Consider the following 11,113-nt stretch of genomic DNA (forward strand, 5'->3'; position numbering starts at 1 on the left):
CACCATGGCGATCAAGATCGAAAAGAAAATCAAGGGCTACGCCGTCGTCAAGCCCGAAGACAAGGCCGCGCCGGCCGCCGCACCCGCCGCTGCGCCCAAGGCCGCCAAGCCCGAGCCCAAGCAGGCCGAAGTGATCCAGATGCACGAGAGCGTCGAGCGCCCCGAGCAGCTCATCGGCTCCACCTTCAAGATCAAGTCGCCGCTGTTCGAGCACGCCCTGTACGTCACCATCAACGACATTGTGCTCAACGCCGGCACCCCGCACGAGCAGCGCCGCCCCTTCGAGATCTTCATCAACTCGAAGAACATGGACCACTTCCAGTGGATCGTGGCGCTCACCCGCATCATCTCCGCCGTGTTCCGCAAGGGCGGCGACGTCACCTTCCTGGCCGAGGAGATGAAGGCCGTGTTCGACCCGCGCGGCGGCTACTTCAAGTCCGGCGGCATCTACATGCCCAGCATCGTCGCCGAGATCGGCGCGGTGATCGAGCAGCACATGAAGAACATCGGGCTCATTCATGATCCGGAGATGGACGAGTCCACCCGCAAGCTCATCGCCGAGAAGCGCGCCGCCTACGAGCAGGCGGCCAGTGGCAAGAAGTCGGAGGCTACGCCGGCCGCCGAAGCGGCGGGTGAGTCGAATGCCGGTGGCTTCCCGCCCGGCGCTACGCTGTGCGCCAAGTGCAACACTCAGGCGCTGGTGCTGATGGATGGGTGTCAGACTTGCTTGAATTGTGGATATTCGAAGTGCGGTTGATTGCTGGACACGCGAAGAACGGGCGGCTGTGCGACGCGCTAAGGTGCTGATTAAGTCCCTGCAATCGGCGTCATTCGGTGCAAGCCATGGCTTTCTGTTGCTAGGTGCTGTATCAGACGATGAGATTTCCTAGTGATCTCATCGAGTCCGCGAGCGCTTTTCATTGACGACTTACACCTGTGTAAACCGGAAAACCTTGCGACGCCTGTGACGTGGTTTGTCCAGATGGTCGCTTGGCCTATGGCTCGTTTGGCAGCAGGGGGCGGAAGGTGTGGCCGCCACGTGCAGAACCAATAACTTCGTGTGCTTGGATGCAACCATTTCGATTTGTAGACCTGTTCGCCGGCCTCGGCGGATTTCACTTGGCTCTCTCTCGGATGGGGGGGGTGTGTGTATTTGCGGCCGAGTGGAAGGAGCCCCTGCGGGAGCTCTACGAGGCGAACTTCGGGTTGAAGCCAGAGGGCGACATCAGGAAGATTCACCCGAAAGATGTGCCTGATCACGACGTCTTAACAGCAGGCTTCCCGTGCCAACCCTTCTCTAAGGCAGGTGAGCAGCTCGGCTTTGAGTGCACGGAGCAAGGCAACCTTTTTTTTAACGTCGCGGCTATTCTCAAAGAGAAGAGGCCCACGTACTTCATTCTTGAAAACGTTCCTAACTTGCTTAAGCACGACAATGGTCGTACTTGGGAAGAAATCCAGAAGATCCTCGGTAAGGACAAGCCCGGCCTGGGCTACAACATCCGGGCTGAGCGACTTTCACCGCATAACTTCGGCATTCCTCAGATCCGCGAGCGTGTTTACATCGTGGGTTCGCTGCAGTCCCTTGATGACTTTCATTGGCCGACTACCAGTGATGTAGAGACCAACATTGGCGCTGTTCTTGATGATAATCCTTCTGATGCGAAACAGCTCTCTACGCGAGTGAAAGAGTGTTTAGAGGTATGGGATGAGTTCCTGAAAGCGTGCCCGCCGGACGTGGATTTGCCCTCATTTCCTCTCTGGTCGATGGAATGGGGTGCGACTTACCCGTACGAAGCGACCACACCTCATGCCCGTCGGAAGCTATTAGGAATTGATGGCCTTAAGGGCTTTAAAGGTAGCCATGGCACAAAGCTTGGTTACTTGCGCGGGCTCGAAGAGCGCTGGGCAGCGCTGCCAAGTCACGCTCGCACACCCGAGATGGAGTTTCCGAAGTGGAAGCAAGACTTCATCCGTCAAAATCGAAAGTTTTACCAGGACAATAAGACTTGGATTGACCCATGGCTGCCAAAGATCCTGAAGTTTCCCTCAAGCCTTCAAAAGTTTGAGTGGAACATCAAGGGTGGCGAGCGAAATATCTGGGAATACGTCATTCAGTTTCGGGCGTCCGGTGTCCGAGTTAAGCGTCGTACAACAGCGCCGAGCCTAATAGCAATGACGGATACGCAAGTGCCGATAATAGGCTGGCAGAAGCGCTACATGACGCCACGGGAGTGTGCGCGGCTTCAAAGCCTAGATACTCTAAAGGAGTTGCCAAAGAGCCCAAGCCAAGCGTTTGCTGCACTGGGTAACGCGGTGAATTCCAATGTCGTGGAGATGGTTGCTCAAGCTTTGCTGCTGACGCAGCATGGTACCGACGCGACTAGCGAACTTGTTGCCACTCAGCGACGCGTATCGGAAGTCTTCTAATGGTCATGGCTTCGGATTCGCAGTTGACCGGTCCAATTGGAATCCGGCCAGAAGTCACGATGCTTTCAGTGCTTCGGCATCTAAACTATAAAGCTTGGTACGCTATTGCGGAATTCATCGACAACGCGTTGCAAAGCTATCTCGCCAACCAAGTGGTACTTGAGGCTTTGCATGGGAAGGATTTTCGTTTCGAGGTGGATGTACGTATAGACGCAAATGGGCCGGGCCTCATTATCGTCTCCGACAATGCTGCAGGCATCTCTGCTGTCGACTTTCCACGAGCTTTCAGAGCTGCGCAGGTTCCCGTTGACCGCAGCGGTTTGTCTGAATTCGGGATGGGAATGAAGAGTGCGGCGTGTTGGTTCGCGGAGCGATGGAGCGTTCGGACTAAAGCCATAGGCGAGCCGCTTGAGCGGACGATCTGTTTCGATATCCGCCACATTGTCGACAACAAAATTGAGAGCCTGGAGACTGAATCACGCGCCGTAACTGACTCTTCAGCACACTACACGGTAGTGAGTCTTCGCGGTCTGCATCACGCTCCTCAAGGTCGAACCATTGGGAAGATCAAGGAGCATCTCGCGAGCATCTATCGCATTTTCTTGCGAGATGGTCGGATGACCCTAAGGTTCAACGGAGAATCGCTTCACTACGCGTCAACGCCCATTCTTACTGCTCTTCCATACAAAGCGCCAGGCGTGCCGGCTCAAGGTCAGGATGTGAAGCCAGTGCTTTGGCGCAAAGAGATCAATCTTGATTTCGGTAAAGGCCAAAGCGTGTCGGGTTTCGCTGCGCTTCGAGAAGTGGGCTCGACGCCGTTTGCAGGCTTTGCACTTTTTCGCCGAGATCGCCTAATTGAAGGTAGCTACGACGAGACCTACCGGCCGAGCTTCATCTTCAAGCAGACCAACAGCTATCCGTATCAGCGTCTCTTTGGAGAGCTTCACGTCGAAGGTTTCGAGGTTAGCCACACTAAGGACGGCTTCCGTTGGGAAGAATACGAGGACATCTTCCTCGAGTTTCTTAAGGAGCAACTGGAAGCCGGTCCATTAAATCTATTGGCTCAGGCAGAGAACTATCGAGCTCTCCCTTCGAGAAAAAGCATTGAACCGCGCGCAGTGGCGGCTACGGCGTCCGTTGCCGATTATATCGAAAAAGATGTCGCACCTATACTGGTCGAGGCGCAGTCTAACCCGGCCGAGCCGCCACCATTACCGCAGGCACTGCCGACAACTGAGCTTCAGGCTTCGGAACGAACGGTCTCGCTTAACGACGGCAGTTGGGACTGGATTATTACAATTCGAACCTTGGTTGATCCTGCTCGCGAGGATTGGGTCTCGCTTGCAAAGCATGAGTCAATACAAGACGAGACGGATAATGCACGCCGCCTGGTCGTCGAACTGTCTCTCGCACACCCGTTCTCCGCTGAGTTCATTGGAACCAACAACGAGAATATTGAACTCTTCCTGCGGATCGCTACAACGGTTTGTATCGCATTAGTTCTTTCAGAGGACGTTACTGGGGATCCTCCCGAGACTTTTCTGTATCACTTCAATTATCTTTTGCGAGGTGCGTTGGCCCGTACCTCACTGACCAAGGATGACGAATCATGGGCGCCTCTGTAACAATCCTGAAAACTATCAAGCCGCCTCTCCGTTGGGTGCCTGAGCAACGCGAGTTCACCACGGAATTTCTGGAGGGCAAGTCTAAGGATCCGAACGGTCCGTCCTACGAAGACCTGACGAATGGCCCAGACTCGGTGCTTCAAGAGGCACAAAGAATCCTAGGGCGATGCCTCCCGCCGGCAGAGTCGGGAACCCCTGAAACTGGGCTTGTCGTCGGATATGTGCAAAGCGGTAAGACGCTGTCATTTGAGACGGTAATCGCGCTGGCCCGTGACAACGGCTACGGGATGGTTATAGTCCTGGCGGGCACAAAGAATAACTTGCTTGACCAGTCTGAGGATCGTTTAAAAAAGGATTTTGGCATTGAAGATGGCGGTGATCAATGGTACCACCTCGCTAATCCAACGACGTCGGTTAAGGATCAGATTTCAACACGGTTAACTGCGTGGAAGCGGAAGCCCACCAAAAAAGCACTTCTCATTACCGTGCTTAAACATGGCGGGCATCTGGAGAAGTTGGCTGCGGTTCTCAAGAGTGTCGATCTTAGCGCCGTGCCTTGCCTTATTATTGACGACGAGAGTGATCAGGCTAGCCTTAATACCAAGGCTGCGCGCATAAAAGCGGGCCTTGCGGCCATCACTGATGTTAGTACCACCTACAAATCGATCCTGAAGCTGCGAGCCGAATTGCCGCATCACTCATACTTGCAATATACAGCCACCCCACAGGCCAACCTGTTGCTTGCTCAAACAGACTTCCTCAATCCTAACTTTGCCGAATTGGTTACTCCAGGGGAGGCATACACGGGGGGCAAGGCTTTTTTCATGGGTGATCCGAACCTAATCGTAGACATTCCTTCAAGACAGATTCCCAGTCCCACCAACATTCTTTCCAGTCCGCCTAAGACACTTCTTGCTTCATTGCGCTATTTCTTGCTCGCCGCCGCGCATCATTCTCTGACGCGAGGAAGGGGGGTAAAGGCAAAGGACCGTAATCGGTCCATGATGGTTCATCCGGCTATTGCGACGACCTCCCATAAGCTTTACAAGAGCTGGGTCGACAAAGCTTGGAAGACGCTGAAGGGCATGGTGGAGCGACAATTTCCACTCGACCCTGCTGCTGCAGCTTTGCCCTTCCAGGCCGAGTACGATTCTTTGGCGAAGACTTTTCCAGATATTCGTCCGCTAGGTGACCTCCTAGCTGCGATGGTGGATGACGTCTTTGACGAGCTGAATGTTGTTGAGGTCAACGGGACTAAGGATGCGGAGAAGAAGGTTAATTGGAAAGCGACCAGGTACTGGATATTGGTTGGTGGTGCAAAACTCGATCGCGGTTACACGGTGGAAGGTCTATGCACTACTTATATGCCGAGGCCACTGGGAACCTCTCCCGCTGCCGATACGTTACAACAGCGAGCGCGTTTCTTCGGCTACAAAGCGCCTTATCTTGGGCTTTGCCGTGTATTCGTTCAGAGCAGCGTCAAGGATGCGTTCACTGACTACATAGAGCATGAGGAGTTTGTTCGCGCTGCGCTGGCAAAGAATAGGGGGCAGCCGCTGAGCCGCTGGCGCCGAGATTTCATTTTGACGGATTCATTGAGGCCCACACGTGCCAACGTTATTGGCCTGGGGATCCGGCGAATCCCCGTTAATGGGTGGCTTGTGCCGTCAGTTATGCAGAGGGATGACAACGCAGCTACCGCCAACCGATTATTGTTGACTTCTGTTGTTTCGAAATGGGGCGCTTCATACGGCTCGCCGGTGGATGCGGCGCCTGTTATCGGAGTGCCCAATTCCCCCCACGAGGTGATTGAGGCTGTACCCCTGCGTGCTGTCCTAGAGGATTTTTTGTTAGAAGTCCAAGTAAGAGATCCGAGTGATGCCGAGGAGCACAGCGCAATGTTGATTGCGCTTGGTGCGATGCTTGACAAGGATCCCTCGCTAAGGGCAGACGTGTTTCTGATGAACAAGCTGCATACGGGTTACCGTACTCGAGTTGCTGGTCGTGGGCTACCGGCGACCCACCGCTTCGCGCCTATCAACCAGTATTTTAGTCAGAGCGCTGGCACTACCAATGATCGTGATTACTGTTTTGCTGACCGAGTTACTTTGCAATTGCGCAAGTTCAGTCTCGGTACGCACCAACGAGATCCGAGTCGGGCGGACATTCAAGACGTGACTTGGTTCGCCTTGCATGTGCCGCCGAAGCTACGTAAGGCACTGCTTGTCGAACAGAGGCGATGAGATGGATCTCTTTGGCGCTTTTTCTGATCTGCCGCTGGCTCGGTCCACCACTGATCTCTCTGCGATTGCATTGTCTGGACGACGCCACGACTTCCTTGCTAGGAGCGTTGACGGAAGCCCAGTTTTTTTGCTGAAGGATTCGAGCCCCGCGACTTATGCCCCTGGCGTCGAACTGAGGAATATCTCCGTCCAGTTTCACAGTACGTGCCGAGTAACGGTAGCTGGTCACTCTCTTGAGGATCAGTTTGCAGTTATTGCCTGCGGTGCCGCCGTCCCGGAGTTGCATGAGATCTTTGTTCGCTGCTTTTTAGCAGTGGTCGAAGACCTTCCGTTATCATCAACTACAGTGGATTTGCAGCGTTGCATTCAGACACTGTTGAACCTCTTTCGGTCGTTGGGCGCTGTTGGTCGCAGAGAAGTGAGTGGGTTGTGGGCTGAACTCTTCGTGATATCTAGATCCAACGACGTTGCGCTTGCGTTGCGTTCTTGGCGTGAAAACTCGTTCGAGCGCTTCGATTTCTCCTGGCCAAGCGGTTGCCTCGAGGTTAAGGCTACGGCTAAGGAGCAACGGCAACATGAGTTTGCTCTTGAGCAGCTGCAGCCTTCTGGTGGAGCCGGATTTGTTGTCTCTGTTCTTATTCAGCAACTGAGTGGTGGCGTGGGCGTGATTGACTTGGCTAACTCGATCGAGAGGCATATCGCTGGGGAACCTCGGCTCAGGCGGAAGCTTTGGGAGAACATAGCTTCGGCACTCGGTAGTGACTTCTCTGAGCGGCTGGATAAACGCTTTGATCCCTCATATGCGGAGCGCAACTTAGTCGTCTACGCGATGGAGGATATCCCTGCGCCTGAGCAGCCACATGATCGCCGGATAACGGGGTTGCGCTTCCGGGTGGACCTTTCATCGGTACAGTCCTCGTTAGCTCCTGGCCGGGCAGGCTCGCTTCATAGCTTGTTTGGATGATCTCTAAGGGATACGGCACGCTGCGGTGGCGCAATATCCAGTTGGCGGTGTTGTGCGGAGGATGTGGACGTTGGGGTGCTCCCGCGGTGGCTCTCCCGGCGCTGCCAGCGCTCTTCACCCGAGCGCAGAGTAGCCTCGGCACCTTCGCTTCTCTCCGGCGGGTGCCCCACATATGCTGAGGAAGTGCGCCTACAGCTATGGCGTGTGTTCGGTTGCAGAATGGAGTCGCTCCGGTGTCCGGCCCAAACCGACCAAGCTGCCAAGGCGCTCGCCGGCCGGCACGGAACGTCAGGCGGAACCGACGCCGGAGCACTACGACCCTTCTGTATAGCTCTCGCCCCCTTGAGCTATGAATTGCGCCCCGCGAGGGGCGCTTTTTTGCTTGCGTCTGGCGTTGACGGGCCTGGTGGCGCCGACTGCCAATTCCTCACAGCGCTTGCCGCTTGTGGGCTGCCGCCTGGGCAGCAGGCGTAGCGGGGATTTCGATGGATTCCTCAGCGCCTTTCTTGAGCTGGCACCTGCAGCAACTGGCTGATGTCCACGCCAAGCACCTGAGCTAATCGTTCCAGGCCATCTATCGAGATGTTGGTTACACAGCGCTCTAGTTGAGACACGTATGTGCGGTGAAACTCCGCGATCTCAGCCAGCTGTTCCTGGCTCAGCCCCTTTGCCTTGCGAAGCTGACGGATGTTTGCAGCCACGCGATTGCGAGCGCTAGGTAGCGATGGCGGCGAGGGCTTGGACGGCATGCGTCCAGCCTGACCATCTACCGGGTAAGGTTCTACAGACTATAACTCTACTGCTAATAAGCGTGCATTCGCTAGTGACATGCGCCGGCCTCCGGTGTGGTGCAGCACGACATAGCCGCAACTTTGGAGACGCGTCGAAGGGCGCCTCAATTGCCCCGAGCTCGCTTTCTCCTTCCGCGTTTCGCACCCGGCGCCGATTGGTCTGCACCGATCGCAGCTTGTGGTCCCGCGGGATCTACCGAGCCTCCATCCCTTGGTTCGGTCACGGAGTCAGGTGGCTGCATCAAGGTCAGGGCGTCTACACCAAAGACCTTCGCTAGCCGCTCTAGACGCTCAACAGAGATGTTGGTCACCCGCCGCTCGATCTGCGACACGTACGTGGGATGGCACGGCACGAATTCGCTCAGGTCCGCTTGGGTCAAGCCCATAGCTTTCCGTCGGCGGCGAACGTTCTCCGCGATGTGCCCTAGAGGGCTCGACAGGGGCGCGGGCTTGCGCTTCGGCTTGGACTTGGAGGGCATAAGCCCAGCCTGTCCATCTACCGTCTTGAATTCTACAGATTATTACTCTACTTTTTATCACTCTACATGGGTGTGGCGTCAATAGCGCTGCTCGGTAGGGGCCGCGACCGAGATTGGAGCGGTGAGAGAAACGGACCAACCCAGGGGAAAGCAAAGGACGCACGATGAAGACACGCACGCTACGTAACGCCATTTCCATCGCCTTGCTCGTCGCCGCCGCCGGCGTCGGCGAGCAGGCCGCGGCTCAGGACACATCGGCCAACACGGACAAGCAGGGCAGGGCGCCCACCACACACGCTCCCGCCAAAATGCCAGCGACCGAGTCGGCCAACGCCGACACACCAGCCCCCACCAACCTGCAGACCATCACGGTCACCGGCACCCGCATCCGCGGCGGCACCACGCCCTCCCCGGTGATCACCATTGGCAGCGAACAGATCCAGCAGGAAGGCTTCACCGATCTGGGCGAAGTGATCCGCAGCGTGCCGCAGAACTTCTCCGGCGGGCAGAACCCGGGGGTCACCATCGGCGCGACCGCCGGTGGGCCGAGCAACCAGAACATTACCGGCGGCTCGGGCATGGATCTGCGCGGGCTGGGCCCGGATGCGACTCTGACGCTGCTCAATGGTCGGCGCATGTCGTACGGGGGCTATGCGCAGTCGGTCGATATCAGCGCGATTCCGGTGGAGGCCGTGGACCGCCTGGAGATTGTGCCGGACGGGGCCTCGGCCATTTACGGCTCAGACGCAGTGGGCGGCGTTGCCAACGTCATCCTCAGGCGCGACTTCGACGGCGTGACGGCAGGCGCCCGCTATGGTGGCGCCACCGAAGGCGGCCTGATCACACGCGAGTACCACGCCACCGCGGGCACCACGTGGGCCACCGGCGATCTACTCGTGGCGGGGGAGAAAACCTCCAACAGCCCGGTGTACTCGGATCAGCGCGACTACACCCAGTCGATGTACCGAAAGTCGACGCTGTGGCAGGCCAACGAGTTGCGTAGCGGCGTGCTAAGCCTGCATCAACTGCTGGGCGACGCCGTGGAATTCTCCCTGGATGGTCTACGGAGCCATCGCGCCATTCGCACCTCGCTGGCCTACCCGGATGCCTACTATCCGTACCACGCCAAGACCGATACCACGCTTGCATCGCCCAGCTTGGAGTTTCGGTTGCCCAACGACTGGACGCTGACGCTGGGTGGCGCCGTGGGGAAGGACGAAACGTCCATTGTGGAAACGACGGTTACCCAGGCGGCGAATGCGCTCACTTCCGAAGGTGTCACGGCTTACCGCAACAAGAGCCGCAGCTACGAGATCGGCGCGGAGGGGCCTCTGTTTACGCTGGCCGGCGGCGAAGCGAGGTTGGCCTCGGGTGTGGGCTACCGCTACAACACGTTTGAGAACCTCAACGTCAGTGGCGGCAAGGTCGACGCCGATGGCGACCAGCGAAGCCGGTTTGCCTATGCCGAGCTGGATGTGCCGCTGGTTGGGCCGGATCAAGGCATAAGCGGGATTGAGCGGCTATCGCTGACTGGCGCGGTGCGCACCGAAGATGGCGATTACGGCACCGTCACCACGCCCAAGCTCGGGGTGATCTATTCCCCCACGAGCGCATTTTCGCTCAAGGCCTCCTGGGGCAAGTCGTTCAAGGCGCCGACGCTTTTGCAGCGCTATTCCACACAGATGGCTATCTACTACCCGGCGTCGTCCTTCGGTGCGGGGTACCCCGCCGACGCGACGGCGCTGTGGCTGTCGGGCGGCAATGCGGACCTTCGGCCTGAGCGGGCGCGCACATGGAGTGCTTCGCTGGCCCTCCATCCTGAGGCGTCCAGCCTGGAGGCCGAGCTCACCTGGTTCCACGTGGACTACACCGAGCGCGTCTTGCAGCCGATCACTTCGTACGATGTGTTCGGCAACCCCATCTACACGCAGTTCGTCGACTATGGCCCTTCACAGGAAGCGCAGGCCGAGGCGCTCGCAAATACCAGCAACTTCTACAACTACGTCGGTGCGCCCTACGACGCCAGCAAGGTTGTGGCCATCATCGATGGCAGGTACGTCAACGCGTCGCGGCAGAAGATAAAAGGCGTCGACCTCTCGGCGTCGTACCGATTCAAGTTGGGGGCAGGGCGCCTGACGGTGCGTGGATCGGCAAGCGTTCTGCACAGCACGCAGGCACTGACCGCCGCCCAGACTCCGTATGACCTTGCAGGCACGGTCGCCCATCCAGCCAGGATCAATAGTCGAGTCGGTGCGGTGTGGAGCCAGGGAGGGTTCGCGGCCAGTTTCTTCAGCAACTTCAAGAGCGGCGTGCGAAACCCGGCGGACGGACGCGACGGAGCCTCGTTCACCACATTCGACGCCACGCTGAGTTACGACACGGGCACCCGGTGGGGCGCGCTCGCCAATGTGACCCTCGAGCTCTCCGCCCAGAACCTGTTGAATCGTGCACCGCCGAGCTATGCGGTTAGCTCGATGACGTACACACCGTACGACTCCACCAACTATTCGTCTGTGGGGCGCTTCGTGAGTCTTTCCGCCACCAAGCACTGGTGATGTCGGCCGGTTTCCTGCGGGAAACCGGC

8 protein-coding genes are annotated in these 11,113 nt (G+C 57.5%); 6 read left to right on the top strand and 2 right to left on the bottom strand.

Annotated elements, in window-relative coordinates:
• Window positions 1–4: 4 nt before the first annotated feature.
• The 5 genes from ACQVBX_RS17080 to ACQVBX_RS17100 all read left to right on the top strand — a co-directional run bounded on the left by ACQVBX_RS17080 (window position 5) and on the right by ACQVBX_RS17100 (window position 7,259).
• Window positions 5–757 carry an NrdJb gene (locus ACQVBX_RS17080; RefSeq protein ID WP_431635623.1) on the top strand — a complete coding sequence of 251 codons (753 nt, stop codon included), beginning with the start codon at window positions 5–7 and terminating at the stop codon, window positions 755–757.
• Between the two features lie 311 nt (window positions 758–1,068).
• Window positions 1,069–2,427 (top strand): DNA (cytosine-5-)-methyltransferase, encoded by a 1,359-nt coding sequence (dcm, locus tag ACQVBX_RS17085; RefSeq protein WP_431635625.1) that lies wholly within the window; start codon window positions 1,069–1,071, stop codon window positions 2,425–2,427.
• A gap of 59 nt (window positions 2,428–2,486) precedes the next feature.
• On the top strand, window positions 2,487–4,052 hold the full coding sequence (locus ACQVBX_RS17090; RefSeq protein WP_431635627.1) for an ATP-binding protein: 1,566 nt from the start codon (window positions 2,487–2,489) through the stop codon (window positions 4,050–4,052).
• Window positions 4,037–6,295: a Z1 domain-containing protein gene (locus ACQVBX_RS17095; protein ID WP_431635628.1), complete on the top strand. Its 2,259-nt coding sequence runs from the start codon at window positions 4,037–4,039 to the stop codon at window positions 6,293–6,295. Before ACQVBX_RS17090 ends, ACQVBX_RS17095 begins: the two co-directional genes overlap by 16 nt.
• Window position 6,296: 1 nt before the next feature.
• Entirely contained in the window at window positions 6,297–7,259 is a 963-nt protein-coding gene (locus tag ACQVBX_RS17100) for a PD-(D/E)XK motif protein (RefSeq protein WP_431635630.1), read from the top strand.
• A gap of 494 nt (window positions 7,260–7,753) precedes the next feature.
• Here the strand turns inward: ACQVBX_RS17100 and ACQVBX_RS17105 are convergent, their stop codons facing one another.
• Window positions 7,754–8,008, bottom strand: coding sequence for a helix-turn-helix domain-containing protein (locus tag ACQVBX_RS17105; protein WP_431635633.1), 255 nt, complete (start codon window positions 8,006–8,008; stop codon window positions 7,754–7,756).
• Window positions 8,009–8,154: 146 nt separating this feature from the next.
• Window positions 8,155–8,529 carry a helix-turn-helix domain-containing protein gene (locus tag ACQVBX_RS17110; protein ID WP_431635635.1) on the bottom strand — a complete coding sequence of 125 codons (375 nt, stop codon included), beginning with the start codon at window positions 8,527–8,529 and terminating at the stop codon, window positions 8,155–8,157.
• Between the two features lie 164 nt (window positions 8,530–8,693).
• Between ACQVBX_RS17110 and ACQVBX_RS17115 the strand changes: the two genes are divergently transcribed.
• Window positions 8,694–11,084 carry a TonB-dependent receptor plug domain-containing protein gene (locus ACQVBX_RS17115; RefSeq protein WP_431635636.1) on the top strand — a complete coding sequence of 797 codons (2,391 nt, stop codon included), beginning with the start codon at window positions 8,694–8,696 and terminating at the stop codon, window positions 11,082–11,084.
• Window positions 11,085–11,113: the final 29 nt, after the last annotated feature.

The sequence above is a fragment of the Dyella thailandensis genome, assembly GCF_050749815.1.
Taxonomy (GTDB): Bacteria; Pseudomonadota; Gammaproteobacteria; order Xanthomonadales; family Rhodanobacteraceae; genus Dyella_A.